Origin of the sequence: Apibacter sp. (assembly GCF_025291155.1) — a bacterium.
In the GTDB taxonomy this organism is placed as follows: Bacteria; Bacteroidota; Bacteroidia; order Flavobacteriales; family Weeksellaceae; genus Apibacter.
Map to the genome: position 1 here is coordinate 26507 of NZ_JAMBJZ010000004.1, position 20168 is coordinate 46674.

16 protein-coding genes are annotated in these 20168 nt (G+C 31.2%); 3 read left to right on the forward strand and 13 right to left on the reverse strand.

All coding sequences use genetic code 11. The annotated features are described in order from the left end of the window. Positions 1-26: 26 nt before the first annotated feature. Positions 27-680, reverse strand: coding sequence for a DedA family protein (locus M3Z80_RS01035; protein WP_293916691.1), 654 nt, complete (start codon positions 678-680; stop codon positions 27-29). Positions 681-968: 288 nt separating this feature from the next. Here M3Z80_RS01035 and M3Z80_RS01040 point away from each other — a divergent pair, with 288 nt between their 5' ends. Beyond that, positions 969-1385 carry an Hsp20/alpha crystallin family protein gene (locus tag M3Z80_RS01040; RefSeq protein WP_293916693.1) on the forward strand — a complete coding sequence of 139 codons (417 nt, stop codon included), beginning with the start codon at positions 969-971 and terminating at the stop codon, positions 1383-1385. Between the two features lie 117 nt (positions 1386-1502). Here the strand turns inward: M3Z80_RS01040 and M3Z80_RS01045 are convergent, their stop codons facing one another. From M3Z80_RS01045 to M3Z80_RS01055, 3 genes are all read right to left on the reverse strand, one after another. Next, on the reverse strand, positions 1503-2501 hold the full coding sequence (locus tag M3Z80_RS01045; RefSeq protein ID WP_293916695.1) for a homocysteine S-methyltransferase family protein: 999 nt from the start codon (positions 2499-2501) through the stop codon (positions 1503-1505). 214 nt (positions 2502-2715) lie between these two features. Continuing rightward, positions 2716-3231, reverse strand: a complete 516-nt coding sequence (locus M3Z80_RS01050) for a YceI family protein (RefSeq protein WP_293916698.1) — start codon at positions 3229-3231, stop codon at positions 2716-2718. A gap of 288 nt (positions 3232-3519) precedes the next feature. Continuing rightward, a complete protein-coding gene (locus M3Z80_RS01055) occupies positions 3520-4512 on the reverse strand; it encodes a helix-turn-helix transcriptional regulator (protein WP_293916700.1) in 993 nt (330 codons plus the stop codon). Between the two features lie 244 nt (positions 4513-4756). On the opposite strand from M3Z80_RS01055, the gene M3Z80_RS01060 reads away from it, so the two are divergent. Both M3Z80_RS01060 and M3Z80_RS01065 read left to right on the forward strand, forming a co-directional pair. Then, a complete protein-coding gene (locus M3Z80_RS01060) occupies positions 4757-5419 on the forward strand; it encodes a class I SAM-dependent methyltransferase (RefSeq protein WP_293916702.1) in 663 nt (220 codons plus the stop codon). Positions 5420-5617: 198 nt separating this feature from the next. Further along, positions 5618-6343: a DUF6796 family protein gene (locus tag M3Z80_RS01065; RefSeq protein ID WP_293916704.1), complete on the forward strand. Its 726-nt coding sequence runs from the start codon at positions 5618-5620 to the stop codon at positions 6341-6343. Here M3Z80_RS01065 and dprA read toward each other — a convergent pair. The 9 genes from dprA to M3Z80_RS01110 form a co-directional block, all read right to left on the reverse strand. Further along, entirely contained in the window at positions 6330-7415 is a 1086-nt protein-coding gene (gene dprA, locus M3Z80_RS01070; RefSeq protein ID WP_293916706.1) for a DNA-processing protein DprA, read from the reverse strand. The genes M3Z80_RS01065 and dprA overlap by 14 nt on opposite strands. Before the next feature lie 167 nt (positions 7416-7582). Next, a complete protein-coding gene (gene dusB / locus M3Z80_RS01075; RefSeq protein ID WP_293916709.1) occupies positions 7583-8563 on the reverse strand; it encodes a tRNA dihydrouridine synthase DusB in 981 nt (326 codons plus the stop codon). A gap of 91 nt (positions 8564-8654) precedes the next feature. After that, entirely contained in the window at positions 8655-9935 is a 1281-nt protein-coding gene (locus M3Z80_RS01080; protein ID WP_293916712.1) for a TolC family protein, read from the reverse strand. Between the two features lie 18 nt (positions 9936-9953). Next, positions 9954-13043 carry an efflux RND transporter permease subunit gene (locus M3Z80_RS01085; protein ID WP_293916714.1) on the reverse strand — a complete coding sequence of 1030 codons (3090 nt, stop codon included), beginning with the start codon at positions 13041-13043 and terminating at the stop codon, positions 9954-9956. Positions 13044-13058: 15 nt separating this feature from the next. Then, entirely contained in the window at positions 13059-14183 is a 1125-nt protein-coding gene (locus M3Z80_RS01090) for an efflux RND transporter periplasmic adaptor subunit (RefSeq protein WP_293916716.1), read from the reverse strand. Between the two features lie 113 nt (positions 14184-14296). Then, positions 14297-15667, reverse strand: a complete 1371-nt coding sequence (locus M3Z80_RS01095) for a sensor histidine kinase (RefSeq protein WP_293916719.1) — start codon at positions 15665-15667, stop codon at positions 14297-14299. Beyond that, positions 15664-16341: a response regulator transcription factor gene (locus M3Z80_RS01100; RefSeq protein WP_293916720.1), complete on the reverse strand. Its 678-nt coding sequence runs from the start codon at positions 16339-16341 to the stop codon at positions 15664-15666. Before M3Z80_RS01100 ends, M3Z80_RS01095 begins: the two co-directional genes overlap by 4 nt. A gap of 199 nt (positions 16342-16540) precedes the next feature. Continuing rightward, complete coding sequence (metH, locus tag M3Z80_RS01105; RefSeq protein ID WP_293916721.1) at positions 16541-19204, reverse strand: methionine synthase; 2664 nt, start codon at positions 19202-19204, stop codon at positions 16541-16543. A gap of 463 nt (positions 19205-19667) precedes the next feature. Continuing rightward, positions 19668-20156: a hypothetical protein gene (locus tag M3Z80_RS01110; RefSeq protein ID WP_293916723.1), complete on the reverse strand. Its 489-nt coding sequence runs from the start codon at positions 20154-20156 to the stop codon at positions 19668-19670. Positions 20157-20168: the final 12 nt, after the last annotated feature.

Sequence of the window (20168 nt, forward strand, 5' to 3'; positions counted from 1 at the left end):
AAACTCTTAATTTAATATATATGAGTTTATTTATCCTTTTTGTTTACCAATTTGTTTCTTAAAATTTCAAAAATTCCAGGGAAAATGGAAACGATGATTATTAAGACCATTAAAAGAGGTAGGTTATTTTTTACCCATTCGATGTTACCAACAAAATATCCAAGGAATAAGAAAATAAATACCCATAAAATGCCTCCGATAATATTGTAGAAAATAAAATATTTATAGCTCATACGTCCCATTCCGGCAACAAAAGGGGCAAATGTTCTTACAATAGGAACAAACCTTGCAAGAATAATAGTTTTGCCTCCGTGTTTTTCATAAAATTTGTGAGTTTTTTGGAGATAACTTTGCTTAAATATCTTGGAATTAGGATTGCTAAAAAGCTTATGTCCAAAATATTTTCCAATTTCAAAATTAACCGTATCTCCGACAATAGCACCGACAACAAATAATAATGCTAATAAGTAAATGCTAAATTCATCACTAGCTGCAGCCAAAGCGCCCGCCGAAAATAATAATGAGTCTCCCGGCAAAAAAGGGGTAATCACCAAGCCGGTTTCGCAAAATATAATTAAGAAAAGAATCACATATACCCAATTGCCGTAATTGCGCATTAATTCGTTTAAGTGTATATTTATGTGAAGAATGAAATCAATTAAATAATGTAGGGTTTCCATGAATAATATTTGAACTAGAAATTAAAAAATAAATTAGATTGTAAATATACTAAAATCATAGAGGTATTATAAATGAAATAAAATATAATAATATTTTAATTAATATAATTATAACGACAAAATTACCTAATTTATTGTATAATCATTGATTTTAATGACAAAATGTCATTTTAAAAAATAATATATTAGATTTAAATCCTTGTCAATAAATTAATTATGGCTTTTTATATTTTTTGGTCTGTAATTTGAAAATCATTCATTATAAATCTTAAAAAATTAAAAAAAGTTATGGCAGATTTAATTAAAAGTAACAGCAAGAGTTTTGGAAACTTATTAGATGATTTTTTTTCTAATGCTCCGGCATGGAATAGAGCAGAATTAAAATTTCCTCCAGTAAATATTTCTGAAGATAAAGAAAATTTTGAGGTAGATTTATATGCTCCAGGATTAAAAAAAGATGATTTTAAAGTAAATCTAGAAAAAGGATTATTGACTATCAGCTATGATAAAAAAACTGAAACACACAATAAAAAGTCTCATAGGACAGAGTATTTCCAATCAAGTTTTAAGCGTAGTTTTACTTTAGATGACAGTAATATAGATGCAACTAAAATACATGCTTCCTATAAAGACGGAGTATTAAAATTGGTTTTACCCAAAAAAGAACAAACCGAAATTGCACCTAAACAAATTGAAGTAAAATAAATTTACATAGAGAATAATTTATCAATATTTATGTTAAGGAGTTAAAGATTTAATGCTTTAACTCCCTTTTTATATTTGTAATTGTTAAAAGTAAGATATTTTACAATTAAGATTATGTCAAATAAGTGATGGAATTTGTCTTGGAGTATAATTAGCAGCTAGTTCACTGAATAGTTTTATATGTGCAGGAGTAGTGCCACAACATCCGCCTAAAATATTAACCAATTGATTTTCTAAGTATAATTTTACCTTGTCTGCCATCATTTGAGGAGTTTCATCATATCCACCTAAAGGGTTAGGTAATCCAGCGTTGGGATATGCACTGATGTAAAAAGGAGCATTCTTAGCCAATATTTCTAAATATTGTAATAATTGTTCAGCTCCCAATGCGCAATTTAATCCGATAGATAAGAGGGGTAAATGTGAGAGAGAAACAAGAAATGCTTCTGTGGTTTGTCCCGATAAGGTTCTTCCGGCAGCATCAGTTATAGTGCCTGAGGCCATCAAAGGGAGGTTTTTACCGGTTTCATCAAAAGCTTCTTCAATACCAAAAAATGCTGCTTTTGCATTCAAAGTATCAAAAATGGTTTCGACTAATAGTAGGTCAGCACCCGAATTAATTAATGAGGTTGCTTGTTCTTTATATATCTCGGCTAGATAATCAAAATCGACTTCACGATAGGCAGGATCATTAACATCTGGAGAGATAGAAGCTGTTTTTGAAGTTGGACCTATGGATCCTGCGATATATAAAGGCTTTTTACCATTTTTTTTCCAAAATTCATCTCGAGCCTCTTTTGCTACTTGAACCGAAGCATGATTGAGTTCTTGGACAAAATCTTGCATTTCATAATCAGCCATAGATATCCGATTTGAATTAAATGTATTTGTTTCAATGATGTCTGCTCCAGCCTCAAAATATTCCAAATGAATTTTTTTTATAATTTCAGGCTGAGTAATTGATAATAGATCATTATTTCCCTTCAAATCTCTATTCCAGCTAATAAACCTATTGCCTCTATAATCCTCTTCTTTCAATTTATATAATTGAATCATGGTACCCATGGCGCCATCTAAAATAAGAATTTTCTCTTTAATAAGTTCTTCTATTTTCATTTTTACATTTACCTAAATACAAAAATACATAAAACATGATTAGTTTATGGTAGTTTAAAAATGTTTATAAACGATTGAAATATCAATTATATCTTTTTTTAGAATTTAAATGCTTACTGGATATAATCTAATTATGATAAAGAAATATTGGATAATCATATTAGTAAGTAAAAACAGATTGATTCTATAAAATCAATCTGTTTCTAAAAAATGTTTATTGTGCTATAAATTCAAGATTTATAAGTAATCTGACTTCATTACTGACTACTAAGCCTCCGGCCTCTGTCACTTGACTCCAATTTAAACCGAAGTCTTTGCGATTCAGTTTTCCACTAAACTCAAATCCGGCGCGTCTATTATTCCATGGATCCTTGACAATCCCGCCAAAATCTGCATCCAACGTAATTTCTTTGCTAACTTCTTTTATGGTAAGAATACCTGTAATGGAATTATTCTTTATTCCCGAATCGCTTTTAAAAGTAATTTTAGGGTAATGTGAAGTATTAAAAAAAGCTTCAGATTTTAGATGAGAATCTCTATCACTAATCTTAGTATTTATAGAATCAGTATCGATAGAAAAATCAAATTTTGCATTCGTAAAATCATCATTTTCTGATTCTACGGATCCTTGAAACTTTGTAAATTCCCCAGTAACAGTTGAAATTACCATATGTTTAACTTTAAAGAAGATCTCAGAATGTGCGGGATCTGTTGTCCATTTTGTTTTCATTATTTATCTATTTTATATTTTTCTGTTGATAAGTTGCAGTTTGGTAATTATAGTTGATAAGGTTTTAATGACCTTTTTCTAAATTCATTTCAAAAAACATTCCTTATCACTAGATTATTCCAGATATTAATAATGAAGTGTTAATTTTTATTTTGAGATTTTTTATACTGTTCGATTTAGGTTTAAAATATTTTATTGTCAATCTAAAAGAAAGGTAGTATACTTTAACTAAATAAGATATTTTATGAACTTAAAATAATACTATTTGATTTCAAATATTATATTTGGTTAAAAATATCGTGTATTATTTTTTAACTGACTGGGAGAAATTCCGAACTTTCTTTTAAATGCAGAGGCAAAATGTCTTTGATTTTTATATCCGATTAAATCAGATATTTCTTTAATATTCATATCTTGCTTTATTAACATTGATTTTGCTTGTTCCATTTTTGCGTCATTCCAAAAACTAAATACAGTAGTTCCAAATAATTTTTTAAAATTTTTTTTTAACATAAATTCGTTAGTACCTACTTGATGGGCTAATTCAACAAGTGAAATATTTTTGTTGAGGTTTTTTATAATTATCTCTTTAACGGCATACATCTTTTCAATGTCTTTTTTCTTTATAGAAGGAGCATGGTTTTCGTACGAAGAGATTTGTTCCAACTGCAATAGTAGAAGTTCAATAATTTTGGATTCCAAAAACATTTTTTTATAAACTCCTTTTCTTTCACACTCAATGATATCTTGAATGAGTTGAAACATTTGAGGTTTGATGAAAAAATTATGTACACTAAAAGCTCCTGACTTTCCTTCGTCTATTGAAGTTTTGAAATTAGCGAATAATTCTTCCTCGGGAACAAAACGTTCAAAAATTTCACGGTTAAAATTTATTTCGCATAGCTGAAAATCATTGCTTTCCCATTGTATTTTTCCGCTAATATGGTTTGTGTATATTAAGTTATGTTGATTAGCCTCAAAACCCACATTAAAGGTCAATTTATCGGAAAAAGTAGTACTTTTACCTTTTAGTAAGAAAAACATATGAATCGATTCTTCATCGTTATCAAAGCAAAAAAGTGTTTTTTCTGCTAAAGTTCCAGTGCCGTATACAACTTGTATTCCATTAATAAATATTTTTTTAAAGAAACCTTTACCTATTAGTGGATTGATAAAGAAAATGACTTGATGTGTAACTTTATCTGAATTAGTCGATGTATTGAAAATATCATTTTCAATAAAAAATTCAATCCCTTTGTCATTATATAATCTAAAAGCCATTGTTGTAAGTTTATTGTAATTATCCCTTTTACGGATAATTTACTCCGTTTTACATCCCTACTCTGTTGAGTATGTTTATATATTTACAAAAATAAAAATTATTTAGAACCATTCTTAATTATTAATAGTCTTATATGTATAAATAAAACAAAATAATAGATTTTGTTATAGCTCAAAAAAGGATTTATTTTCAATTAATTGAGAATATATATAAACAAATTGTAAAAAATAAACTATAACTATAATGAAAATAGAATTAAAATATGAAGAATTAGCTGATCAGCTTCGTTGTCCACATGGAGAAAAAGGGTTAGAGACGGGCGAAAATATGTTTAAGTCTAATAAGTCCATGATTTATAATACTATTGATTCACTAAATCTTAAGTCAGGAAGTTATATTTTAGAGATTGGATTTGGAAATGGAAAACATTTAGATTATTTGTTTAAAAAAGAAAATAATATTTATTATTATGGTGTAGATATTTCCCAAACTATGGTTAATGAAGCTATTACTTATAATTCCTTAAAACATACACAAAATAGATCATTTTCAATTATTGACGGACAATCTCGATACGATTTTCAAGATAATTATTTTCATGTATGTTTATCTCTGAACACGATCTATTTTATCGAAAACCCTATTGATTTTTTCAAAGAGATTCATCGAGTGATAAAGCCTGATGGTAATCTTTTCTTAACTTTTATTGATAAGGAATTTGCTGAAAAGATACCATTTCTAAAAAAAGGTTTTACATTTTATAAAAAAGATACCATTGAGTCATTTGGTAAAAAAGCAGGATTTTATGATATAAAATTTAAAGATTATAATGATGAGGTAATAAGTGAAGATGGACAAAAGGTAATTCGACCTTATTTTATATGCTCAATGCGTAAACAAATTTAAATAACAAAAATAATTAAGATTCTTTTAATTATTTTCTTATAAAGATAAATAATATAAAAATAGAAAATTGTAAAATTAATTTAAGCCCCAACGCTCATTTTAATGAATAACATAATATATAATCAATTATTTAAATACTAATTGAAAATTTTTCGCAAATTAACTCAAAAATTATACGTTTAACTTTAATTTAAACATATGACTTATTCAACTAAAGTTAAATTATGTTTTATTTCCGCAATTATAGCATCTATATGCTGGGTTATGGGGGATATTCTTATTGCAGGTTTTACGGTAGATCCAAACGATTATCCGTTATTTACTAAAGATTATGTAGGCAAGGTGGATCCAGAATTTTCCATACTTATGTTACAAGGATCAACTGAGAGATTGATGTCTGGAGCTTTAATAGCAGCAATGACAGCTTCATTATTTCTACCGGCAATTTGGTTAGCCATTCAATATTGTAAAGATAAAAATACATGGTATTTTTATTTAACCTATTTTGTACTCATCTTAAGTGTAATGTTAATGCCTTTAGGACATGCCGTTTTCTTTTTTGTAGGAGAAATTTATAAGTCAATTTATCATACAGATGTAGTTGCACATCCTTATTTATTGAAAACTGCATCTGGGTTTATGAAAATATTTTATATAGCTTGGAAGCCTGCGATTATAGTTTTATTTATTGGCTGGATATTGTATTCTCTTATGGTTTTCTTTAAAAAAACTATTTTACCGAGATGGGCGGGTTTGATAACTCCGGTATTCATTACTTTATATCAAAAACCTTTGATCTCATTATTACCGACATCGGATTTAAAGAGTTGGCTAGAGGCCGCTACTTTTAATATATCTTATCTGATATTTTTTATTTTATTATTGATTTTATTTAAAAATAAATTAGATATTAAATCAAATTAAAATATTTACCCGGGAATGTTTCAATAATATTTTTAAGTTCAAGATTTAATAATATCGGCATGAGTTGAAAGGTTGGTAAATTCAGCTCCAATGATAAAGTATCAATTTGAGTTTTGCCTTTATCTTTTAGATAAGAAATAACATGTAATTCTTGATCCGTAAAATCAAAACATAACTCTTGTTGCAAATTCTTTAAATTATCTTCTCCATACAAAGATAATACGTCTTCTGGCCGAGTTATGATTTGCGCTTCAAGATTTCGAATAAGCTGATTGCATCCTTGACTATTTATATCTGTTATTTTTCCCGGTAATGCAAATATTTCCCTATTATAAGAATTTGCGAATTTAACAGTGGAAATAGCGCCTCCTCCATATCCCGATTCAATTATTACCGTAGCAGAAGAGAGCCCTGCGATAATTCGGTTTCGTTGTATAAAATTAGCCCTTTCAGGCTTTGTATTGGGTAAAAACTCAGTAAGAATTCCGCCATTTTCTGTTATTTTTCTGGCTAATTCTTTATGTTGAGGAGGATAAATAATTGAAAGCCCATGAGCTAAAACTCCCAACGTTGGAAGTTTTAGTTCATAAGCTATTTTATGAGCACAACCATCAATACCTAAAGCCAATCCACTGATGATATTAATCTTTTTATTTTGAAAAGATTCTACTAATCTCTTTGTAAAATTTTCACCATAAGAGGTCATCTTTCGTGTCCCCACAATGCTTATTGCCGGTAAATTCCAATTTATATTTCCTTTGTAATATAATAGAACAGGAGCATCAGAGCATTCTTTTAAAAGTATTGGATATGTTTCGTCCCATAAATGAGTAATACAAATATTATTCTTTAGACAATATTCAACGTTCTTATGGGCAGCATCTAAAATGGAATTATTCCCAATATGCTGGATTGTTTTTTGTCCTATATGATATATTGAAAGCAATTCATCTGTTGAAGCAAACCATGTTTTTTGCGCGCTTCCAAAATAAGAAATTAGTTTTTTTATAGCAGCATCCCCAATTAATGGGCACATTCGTAAAGCAATAAGGTAAATAATTTCATGATTCATAAATAGATCGCTTTATAATAGATTGGATAAAGATAAAAAATTCAGTATAAATACTGTAAATTACTATACCTATAATTTAAACTAAATAGAAAAAAGTGTCTATCAAGAAATTCTATATTACTAAATTACTTATAGAGTTTCTTAATTAAATAATTTATATAAGAAAATTATTCATTCTCATTTTCAAGAATATTTGTAAAAACTTGTTCTAATTCACATAAGCTAATGGCAGAAAGTAATTTCGTTTTGTAAGATTTAAAATTAGGAATTCCGCGAAAATAATTGGAATAATGTTGTCGCATTTCGAGTAGACCGGTACGTTCTCCTTTCCACTCAACTGACCAAATCGCATGATTTTTAGCAGCTTCAATTCTCTGTTCTAAAGTAGGAGGGGGTAACTCTTCTCCAGTCTTTAGAAAGTGTTTGATTTGACTGAATATCCAAGGATTTCCGATGGAGGCTCTACCAATCATTATACCGTCAACATCATAAGTTTCTTTATATTCTTTTGCTTTCCTTGCGGAATTGATATCCCCGTTTCCGAATATAGGGATTTTAATTCTCGGGTTATTTTTAACACGCGCAATGTATGACCAATCAGAATGCCCTTTATACATCTGAGAACGCGTACGAGCGTGAATCGTAAGTGCTTGTATACCTTCGTCTTGTAATCGTTCTGCAACTTCGTTGATGTTAATAGAAGATTCGTCCCATCCTAATCGGGTTTTAACCGTTACGGGAAGATGGGTGTTTCGTACCACAGCTCTTGTCAAACGAACCATTAAATCGATATTTTTAAGGACTCCAGCACCAGCACCCTTACAGGCAACCTTTTTTACCGGACAGCCGAAATTTATGTCAACCAAATCTGGTTGTACCGTTTCAACAATTTTTGAAGATAAGGACATAGCATCTTCATCCCCACCGAATATTTGTATTCCGATAGGTCGTTCGTAGTCGAAAATATCAAGTTTTTTCTTACTTTTTATCGCATCACGAATAAGACCTTCTGAAGAAATAAATTCAGAATACATGAGATCGGCTCCATGCATTTTACACAATCGACGAAAAGGTGGATCGCTCACATCTTCCATTGGGGCCAATAAAAAGGGGAAGTCGGGTAATTCTATATTTCCTATTTTAACCAAAAATCAAAAATTTTTACAAAGATATATTCTACAAATTAAATTACCTAAGGTCCGTATAAAATCCAATTTCGATGATGTGTTTCTTTACCAATTAAAAGGATATATCCCAAATCCCTACACTACGTTCCAATTTTACCAGTGCAGAACAATAACTATATAAAGTTTGATAATAATTTTCTTGAACGTCGTTATAAGTTCTTTGTGCATCCAATACCTCAAGAAGAGAAGTATTTCCTCGTTTATAAGAATAGATTTTTCCTTCAAGAATAGCTTTAGAATTAGAGAGCATTCCATTGGAAAATTGTTGCATTTGCTTTTTAGTATTTATATAATTTTGATATGCCTGAGTGACCTCAGTTTCTATCTGAAGTTCTATTTGTTTATATTCTACTTCTGCTTTTTGGATAGAATATTGTGCCGTTTGTACTTCTCCTTTCCGATTATTTAAGAAACGTAGGGGGATGGATACTCCGGCTGTAATTCCTGTATGATATGGAGAAGGAGCTTCTTCATTGGTGGCTTTCCCATTAAATTGTAAGCCGGCATTAATTCCGAGGTCCATCACTCGATTGGCTTTAGCTAATTGTAACATTTTTTGAGAAACATTTTTCGTTTGTAGGGCGGCTTGTAAATCAGCACGATTATTTTGCGCAGTTGTAATTAAATCCGCTAATACAAAATCTCGGTTGAAATTGGAAAAAGTACTATAGGCAGTATATAAGGTGTCTTTTTGCTTTTTCCCCATAATTAAACTTAAGGAAGTCAAAGAGTTTTTCCATTCCGATTCTGCCTTGTAAACCTCATTAAGCATGAATTGAGCTTCTAATTTACTTTGTTTGGAATCTGTTAATGTTATATCTCCTAATTTATAACGGATACTATCGGAGGCTGCTAGGTTAGATAAAGTTTTGTAGGAATTCAGCTGTACATCCAATATATTTTTATTGAGAATACATTCAAGAAATTGTAAGGAAGCATCAGAATATAAATTCCTTAAAAAATCCTGAAGCAAATATTTATTTAAGTTGACTTGACTTTTTGCTAGATCAATTCGAGCTTTTCGTTTTCCTCCCAACTCAACAGTCCAATTTAGACCGGTTTCCAAATTGTTTCCCATGTGTTTTTGATTGGTGGAACCCTCCGTGGTCCATTCCACATCCGGAATAATCTTAGCATTTTCCACTTCTGCCTCTGCAAGATTTACTGTAAATTTTTCAGCAGCATATTCAAGATTATTTTCTTTAACTTGTTTTATAAAATCGGTATAACTTAACTGTTTTTTTGCAAAACTTGTATCTACCTGAGCTTGTAAAGTCGATGTGATAAACAGAAAGCTTATAATTATTTTAAAAATATTGTAGACTGGTTTCATTTGTTTAAATTATTTTTTTTAAGAGTCTTCTGCTGAATCTTTACCCCATTTGGTTTCTATAATGTAATATAAAGCAGGTAAGGCAAATAGTGTTATAACAGTTGAAAATAAAAGACCATATACGATTACTGTAGCCAATGGTCTTTGTACATCAGAACCAATACCTGTAGCTAAAGAAGCCGGCAGTAACCCTAAAATTGCTACAGTAGCAGTCATTAATACAGGCCTGAAGCGGTCTTTTGCTCCCATTATTACGGCATTAAAAAGTGAAAAACCTTGTTTTCGTAAAAAATTAATATGAGATATCATAATCACTCCATTTTGTATTGCTACGCCCGATAAAGCAATAAATCCTACGGCGGAAGAAACATTTAAAGTCATGTTTCTAATATTTAACGCTAGCATTCCACCAAATAAAGCTAAAGGGACAATGCTCATAAGTAATCCGGCTTGTCTAAAATTTCCGAAGGCGCTATACAATAAAATAAACATAATTCCCAGAGATAAAGGAATGATAAATGCTAAGCGCGCATAAGCTCTATTCTGGTTTTCAAATTGTCCTCCCCACTTAATTTGATATTTTTCATGATTGTATTTCACATTTTTTTCAATTTTATTTTGTGCTTCTACCAAAAATTTTCCTAAATCTCGATCCCTTAAATTAAGCTTTACCGTTAAATGTCTTTTATTCATTTCCCTAGTAATTGTGCTTTCTCCTGTACTTAACTTTATATCACAGACTTGAGAAAGTGGTATTTTGGCGCCCGTATCGGAGGTAAGCATTAGGTTTGATATTTTGTCAGGAGTATTTCTACTGTTTTCATCATAACGGCATATAATATCGTAAACTTTATTGCCTATAAATATTTGCGAAATGGCTTTACCTCCAATGGCAACTTCAATTAGTTCAGCCACATCGGCAACATTAAGTCCATATTGCGCAATTTTATCCCTATTGGCAACGATTTGAAGTTGAGGTAAAGGAGGTTCTTGATCGATAGCTAAATCTACCGCGCCTTTCACGTTTTTTAAAGTTTTTAGCACATCTTCAGCAATTCTTCTGGTTTCGCTAAAATCGTCTCCATATATTTTAACAACTAGTTCACTATGGGCACCGGATATTTTATCCATCACTCCATCAATCATGGGTTGAGAGAATCCAACGGTAAAACCGGGAAGTTTTTCATATTCTTTTTCCAACTCAGCAATAAGATCGTATTTGGTTTTCCCTCTTTTCCATTCTTTGTAAGGTTTTAATCCGATAGAAACTTCAAAATGGGAAGCAGTCCATGGATCTGTTCCGTCATCATTTCTTCCTGCTTGAACTGTGATATAGGTAACTTCATCATATTTCATAGTTCGCGCCCGTAAAGTATCACTAAGTTCTTTTGATTTTTCCACTGAAATTCCTGGAGGAAGTTGTACTTGAAGCCATATAGAACCTTCATCTAATGGGGGAAGAAAATCTTTTCCTACATAAAAAGCTAATAAAAACGTAATTCCTAATAGAATTCCTAAAGGAAGAAATATTTTTTTCGGCGATCTCATGATCTTTTTAATGCCTGCAAAATATTTTTCGGTCAATTTTTCTAACCATTTATTGTGATAAAGCTTTTGAGGTCTTTTGTAAATAAAATAAGCTAATCCAGGTATAAGCAATAAGGCGACAAGTAAGGCCCCGAAAAGTGCATAGCTGACGGTGAAAGCCATAGGAGTAAACAATTTTTTTTCTACTCTTTCAAAAGCAAATAGTGGCAAATAGGCAGTAATAATGATAATTGTTGAGAATAAAATAGGTTTTGCCACTTCAGATGCTCTTTGTGCTATTGTTTTTTCCTGAAGTTCTTTATCTGGTTCCTCTTCACGTTTGCGAAGAATGGTTTCCATCATTACAATAGCTCCGTCTACAATTATTCCGAAATCTATAGCTCCTAGAGATAATAAATTGGCAGGAATATGCGTAAAATACATGAGAATAAACGCGATAAGGAGTGAAAGAGGGATGGTAACGGCCACTAATAATGCTCCTCTCCAACTTCCTAGAAAAACGATCAAAACAATGATGACAAGAGACATTCCCTCAAAGAGAGTATGAGATACGGTATGTAAGGTTGTATTGACTAATTCGGTTCTGTCTAAGAACGGATGTATGGTTACCCCTTCAGGTAATAATTGGGTGTTTAAATCATGTACGGCTTCATGAATTCCTTCCAAAACCTTCGATGGATTTTGTCCTTTCAATAGGAGTACAATTCCTTCAATACTTTCAGAGTAATTTCTTTTTTTATCAGTGTATCCTAAAATTCCTTTTCGTTCAATATTGCCGTATTTGAGTTTTCCTATGTCATTCAATAAAATGGGAACTCCATTTTCTGATTTTACCACTATTTTACCAATATCGTCTAAGTTTTTAACCAAACCGATTCCTCTAATTACGTATCCTAAATCTCCATGGGGTAAAATACTTCCACCTGCATTAACATTATTATTTTCAATTGTTTTAATAACATCTCCTAAAGAGAGTTTATATTGATCTAACTTTTTTGGTTCCAGTTCAATTTGAAATTGGGTTGTTATTCCTCCAAAATTTGTAACATCTGCCACGCCGGCCACTTGCTTAATTCTTGGTATGATAACGAAGTTTTGTAAATCGGTCAATTCGCGAAGATCGTGCGTTTTGCTTTCAATGATGTATCGATAGATTTCTCCAATCGGTGAAGTAAGGGGATCTAATTCCGGACTTGCTTGATAGGGAAGTTCTACTCCGTTTAGCCGTTCTTGAATTCGCATTCTAGCCCAATAATCATCTACACCGTCTTCGAACACTATGGTTATAATTGATAGACCGAACGTGCTTTTACTTCGCATGACATGCATTCCCGGAAGTCCATTAAGCGCACGTTCCACAGGAATGGTTATTTGTTGTTCTATTTCCTCAGCCGCCAATCCCGGTACTTGGGTTACTACTTGTGAGGTTACATCGGCAATATCTGGATATGCTTCAATAGAGAGATGCTTCCAAGAATAATATCCAAATATAGCCAGCATGACGAAAAGGGCTATGAGCACCCAACGTTTATGTATAGTTGTTTGAATAAGTTTATTCATAGTATTTCTTTTGATTTATTGGGCCTCTAGTAAATAAATTCCTCCTTCGGTAACTACATTTTCACCGGCATTAATACCGTTTTTAATTTCGGTTTTATCCTTTGATATGTCTTTGGTTTGGACTTTTTTCTTTACGAATTTATTTTTATCAATTTGAACAAAAACAAATTGATCATCGTTAACCTGATATATAGCCTTGGTAGGTACGGTAAGGGTTTCTTCCGGTTCATTTTTGAAATGTACGTTAACATACATTCCGGGTTTTAAGATTTTGTCTGAATTGTCGCATTCCACCAATACCTCTACGCTACGAGTGTCCTCATCAACCATTTCATTTACATGGAATATTTTACCGGTTATGTTTTTAGTTGGAAAAGCATCCGCTTGTATAGTAACTTCTCTTAATTTATTAATAAAACCCAAATCTTTTTCTTTTATTTGACCTGCAATCCATACTTTATTTAATTCGGCAATCGTTGCAATAGGCTCTGCCTCTTCTTTTATATATTGACCGATAACTATGTTACTTGTAATAATTTCTCCTTTGATAGGGGAGCTAACAACCAGTGGTTGACCTAATTTTAAATTGCTTGGATTTATATTGAAAACTTTTAATGCTGCAGTTGCATTTTCAAGTGCCGATTTTTTAGTTTCATAATCAGTTTTCGCCTCTTCCACTACTCGTTGTATTCCTACTCCGTGTTGTAATAAATCTTTTTGTCTTTTTAAATTTAAATTAGATAAGGAATATTCTTGTTGAGCTTCGAAATAATCTTTTTGTGCGTTGAAATATTCGGGAGAGCTAATGGCAAAAAGGGGAGAACCTATATTCACTTTTTGTCCTAGTTTCACGAATGATTGAGTAATTCTTCCGGCAAAGGGAGGAACTATTTCGGCATAACCGGTAGGTATCGCCCTTACAATTCCAACTGTGGATAGATCGGGGCTTAGCCATTCTTTATTTACGGGCTCTACCTTTAAGTGATTTTTTATGTTAGAATTATCCGTTAAAATAATGGTATTTCCACGTACGATATATTCAGGTTTTTCTTCTTCCGTATTTTGTTTGTGGCATGAATAAGTTATCAAACACACTCCTAAAATTAGTAAGCATATGCTTCGAATTTTTATAATTTTCATATTCTCCACCTTTTTCAGATTGTAAACTTTTTGTTTGCAAAAGTAAGGTAACTTATTGTTAATGAGTATTAAAAAATCTTTAAAAAAAAATTAGAATTTTATTAGAGAAGTCACTACTGTAAGTGGGTGAATTGTATTATGAAAGTAGTTCCTTTATGTAATTGACTGGTTAGTTGTAGGGTTCCGGAATGTAGTTGAATAATTTTTTCAGTTAAGGAAAGACCTATACCATTACCATTGGTAAAGCCTCTGTTTTTCCCTCTGTAAAAAGGTACGAAAATATGTGGTATATCTTCTTCAGGTATACCGATCCCACGATCGGAAAATTTAAGTTGAATTGTTGAGTTATTGAAAGAAATGGATATGTTGCATTGGTGGTCTTCAGAAAACTTGCAAGCATTTTCCATCAAATTTATAAAGGCTATTTTTAGCAAATATTCATTTCCATTGATTATGATCTGATTCTCATGTATTTGGTCATTTTCAAAGGATAATTTTGTATGGTAGTTTGTGTTGGCTTGTTGTACTTGACCGCATGCATCGATAAGGATTTCATCAATTCGTATAGATTTGAAAGTAATTTCAGATGGGTCATAACTTGCTTTGGCTAAATCAAGAAGATTATTAGATAATTTTGTGATTTTTTGTGCGTCAGATAAGATATTTTTAATAACGATACGGTATTCTTCCGATGTTTTTTGTTTATTTAAAGATAATTCAAGTTCTGCAATTATTGCTGCCATAGGCGTACGCAATTCATGGGAAATATTAGAAACAAAATGTTTTTGAGCTTCAAATGAGTCTTCCAAACGATTGAGCATTTTATTAAATGTTGCTGACAATTCCGAAATTTCATCTTTTTGAGGAGAAGTTTTTAATCTTACATTTAATTTGCGTGCCGATATTTTATTCATTTTTTCCGTTAAATTTTTAATCGGCTCAAGCGTTTTTTTGGAAAAATAGTATCCGACAATGAATATAATAAGAATAGAAAGAATAAAAATAATACATGTATTTTTTAATAAGGATTTTAACTCATTATATCCATATAGATCGTAAGCGGCTGCCGTAATTATATACTTGTTATTTTCATAAGAATAGACTAGTCCGATTACTTGCCAATCACCTTGATGAAACTGTATTTCTCCTTGGTTATAGATTTTATCAATCATTTCAGGAGTTTCTTTTACAAAGTCTATATCTACGGCATCATGGTAGAGTAGTTTAAAATTTTTGTTATATATAGCGACTTCTACTTCTTGAATTGTTTGATAATTATTATGATAGATTTGTTGAAGGGTTTGAGCTGGTACTTTTGCTTTGAAATAAAGATTTGCTTTTGTGACTGCTTCTTTTTTTAATAAGGAATAAAATTCCTTATCTCTGTTTTGCTTGGCTGAATAATATATTATAGAAGCGAATATAAATAATAAACTTGCCGTAATAAGTGAAAATAGAAGGGTTATTTTAGTACGGATTTTCATTGTTCGGATTTTAGAATGAAACCCATTCCTGATCTTGTATGAATAAGTTTGTTGTTGAAATCTTTATCCACCTTTTTTCTTAGATAGTTTATGTAAACGTCTATAAAGTTTGTTCCTGTATCAAAATGAGTATTCCACACTTTTTCGGCAATTTCTGTTCTGGAAATAATTCTTCCTTGATTTTGCAATAGAAATTCGAGCAATTTAAATTCTTTTAGGGTAAGGTTTATTTCTTTATTGTTTCTTTTGACGATTTTTGTTTGTAAATTCATTTCCAAATCGCAAAATTTCAAGACGAGATCCGCTTTATTTTTCAAAGATCTTTTTAAAAGCGCTTTGATTCTTGCTATTAATTCTCTCATTTCAAAAGGTTTTACCAGATAATCATCAGCTCCGGCATCAAAACCTTCAATTTTATCGTCCATAGTCCCCAAAGCCGTTAACATAATAATGGGTAGCTCGGGTTTTATCGTTTTTATATCTTTACATAGCTCAATTCCATTTATATTCGGTACTATAATATCAGTAATCAGCAAATCAAATTCTTTGCTAGCAAGTAATTTTTTTCCCGATAAGCCGTCATAGGCTAAAGTAAGAGTAAAACCTTGCTCAGTTAGCCCCTTTTTAATTAGTTCCGAAACTCTTAAATCGTCTTCAACTAAAAGAATATTCATATATACAAAGGTATTGTTTCTTTTTTAGATAAATTACGATTTGTTATACTATACCATAGCAATAATAAATCAAGACATGGTTGTCAATATTTATTTTATATGCTGTTATTTTGTCTTCGACAAAAAATAATTTATGATAAATGCTTTTAATGTAAAGCCTAGTTAAAATTACTATAGCTTACTTTTAAATGTTCTTAAATTAAGCTAAATTAGGTTGAAGCCAATATTGAGCATCTTCTAATTTTATTTCTTTACGTTTTGCGTAATCCTCTACTTGTCCTTGAGTAATTTTACCTAAACCGAAATATTTAGATTGCGGATTGGCAAAATAATATCCTGAAATGGATGAAGCAGGAAACATAGCGAGACTTTCTGTTAATTGTACACCTATGGTATTATTGACGTCAAGCAATTCCCAGATTGTTAATTTTTCTAAATGATCAGGACAGGCTGGATATCCGGGAGCTGGACGTATACCTTGATATTTTTCTTTAAAAAGTAATTTATTATCCAGGGCTTCATCGGGTGCATACCCCCAAATTTCTTTACGAACTTTTAAATGTAAATATTCGGCAAAAGCTTCTACAAATCTGTCAGAAACAGCTTTTATCATGATAGAGGAATAATCGTCATTAATGGCTTCGTATTGTTTTGCTAAAGCTTCTGCTCCAAATATCGTTACGACGAAACAACCTATATAATCATGTGTCTTTTCCTCATTTATGGGTAATATAAAGTCAGATAAGGCTAAATTTGGAGATCCATCTGACTTTTTTGTTTGTTGTCGTAAAGTTCTGAATGTATTAATTTTAATATTTTCATTTGAATATATCTCAATATCGTCTTGCGTATTGGAATTTGCTTTGAATAAACCCAATACGGCTTTGGGTTGTAGTAATTCTTCATGAATTACTTTTTCGATCATTTTCAAGGCATCATTATATAAGCTGGTGGCTTCTTTGCCTATGGTTTTATCTGAGAATATATCCGGATATTTTCCGGTAAGTTGCCAAGTTCTGAAAAATGGTTGCCAATCGATGTAATCTTTTAACTCTTCCAGTTTTATAGATTCAATTACTTGTATTCCAAGTTCGTTAGGTTTATAAGGAATATATTGGCACCAATTAATGTTAAATTTATTAGAACGAGCTTGTTCCAAGGTTAAGTATTCTTTTTCCGCACTTCTATTAATATAACCTTCTCTGAGATAGGTATATTCTTCGAAAATCTTTTGCTTAAAATCTTCACTTTGAGATGATAACAGTGATGACGCAACGGTGACTGATTTGGATGCGTCTAAAACATGTATAACGGTATGACTGTATTTAGAGGCAATTTTTAAAGCAGTATGTATTTTAGAGGTGGTAGCTCCGCCAATCATAATAGGGATAGAAAGTTTTCTTCTTTCCATTTCTTCTACTACACTGATCATTTCATCTAACGAAGGGGTAATTAAACCGCTAAGTCCGATTAGATCTACATTTTCTTTAATTGCGGTTTCAATAATTTTTTCTTTGGGAACCATAACCCCTAAGTCAATGATTTCATAATTATTACAGGCGAGCACTACACCAACTATATTTTTACCAATATCGTGTACATCTCCTTTTACGGTAGCCATAAGAATACGTCCATTAGATTGGGAATCTCCATTCTTTTCAGCTTCAATATAAGGTTGCAAGTAGGCTACGGCTTTTTTCATCACTCTTGCTGTTTTAACAACTTGTGGAAGGAACATTTTCCCTGCACCAAATAATTCTCCAACAGTATTCATTCCATCCATTAAAGGCCCCTCAATAACATCGAGAGGTTTATTTGCTTGCAAGCGTGCCTCTTCAACGTCTTTTTCTATATACTCTGCGATTCCTTTGATTAAAGCAAATTCCAATCTTTTTTCAACACTCCAGGTTCTCCATTCTTCTATTTTATGCTCTTTCTCTTCTTTTTGTTGTACGACGGTTTCGGCATATTCTATCAATCTTTCTGTAGCGTCTTCATCTTTGTCAAATAATACGTCTTCAATTCTCCGTAGTAATTCCGGTTCTATTTCTTGATAAATAGCTAATTGTGTAGGGTTTACAATTCCCATATCGAGTCCGTATGTAATGGCATGGAAAAGAAAAGCCGCATTAATAGATTCACGTACTTTATTATTTCCTCTAAATGAAAAAGAAACATTGCTTACTCCTCCGGAAACGAAACATCCCGGAAGATTTTCTTTTACCCATTGAGTGCCTTCAAAAAAATCAAGAGCATTTTTTCGGTGTTCTTTCATTCCCGTTCCAACTGGAAATATGTTAAGATCGAAAATAATATCTGATGGGTTAAAACCTAACTGATAAACCAGTATATCATAGGAACGACGGGAAATTATTTTCCGTTTTTCCAAATTATCTGCTTGTCCATCTTCATCAAAAGCCATTACAATAATGGCTGCTCCGTACCGCTTAATAATTTTAGCTTTTTTTATGAATTCTTCTTCTCCTTCTTTTAGGCTTATGGAATTAACAATTCCTTTTCCTTGAATATTTTTTAAACCGGCTTCAATAACTTCCCAATTGGAGGAATCAATGACGATAGGTACTCGCGCTATATCAGGTTCGGAAGCTATTAGACGCAAAAAGGTTGTCATCGCTTTTACACCATCAATTAGGCCTTCATCCATGCATACATCAATAATTTGAGCTCCTCCTTCCACTTGATCTCGTGCTATGGATAGCGCTTCATCATATCTTTCATTTTTTATAAGATTTAAAAATTTACGCGATCCGGTCACATTTGTCCTTTCGCCTATATTTATAAAATTGCTTCCAGGATATGCAGAGAAAACTTCTAAGCCTGATAATTTCAATGTATTTCCCATGGGGTTATTCAAAAGAATAACAAAGTTACAATTTTTGTATTCATTTTTATTGAATATTTGAAACTATTATGAATACTGTATTTTTGATTCAAAAAAATTTTAGAAATAAAAATAATTAAGTGTGTATTTCTTGTATTTACAAATTTATTGTTAACTTAAATATATTCTAGATAAGGCTGATAGAGAGCTTGCAGTTTCAATTTTTTTAAATTCTGAGCATGAAAGGGGGAAATCTACTCAGGTAAATTATCTTAAAAATATAGGTAAAACAATGACGTGAAAATTATTCATCTTTTAATAAAGAAATTGAAAAACAAATTAAAGAGGGAGGACTTTTATTTATAATTCTCGTTTTGCCAGATTTATAATAAATTGAAAAAAGTAACCCCAACTTTCCCCAAAATTTACACTTTTTAATCTTCTAAAAAATTCTGAATTTTGTATTTTTAAGGTTCTGGGGGGGCTACAGTATAGGTGGATTAATTATTTCCATATATTTTTCATAAGTTCTAGGAATATCTTTCCATCTATCAATATAATACCAATATTCTCTATCTATAGTTTTCCTTCTGATATTAATAATGTTGGCGGAACAAATTGTTATATCATAAGCAGGATTACTTAATTCGTAATTTACTAATAAATCATTATCCATAAAATTACAATGAGTTAAAGTTCTAGACAAATACTCGAATATCTCCCTGGTAAATGTGCCATTGGATATCTTGTGAAATTTTTTATCTAATATAACATATTCTACTTTTTCTATTTCATTATTTATTTTACCTTGATTGAAAAAGTAGATATACCCGTATACTTCATTGTTTTTAGTGTATAATATTTGTTCATATTCAAGTTCTCCTTCAGCTAGATTTGCTAAATCTTGTATTTGAGCAGAAAGATAAAAAGTTGAAAATAATAATAATACGGCAGTCCAAAATTTTTGTTTCATGTGTTGTTAATT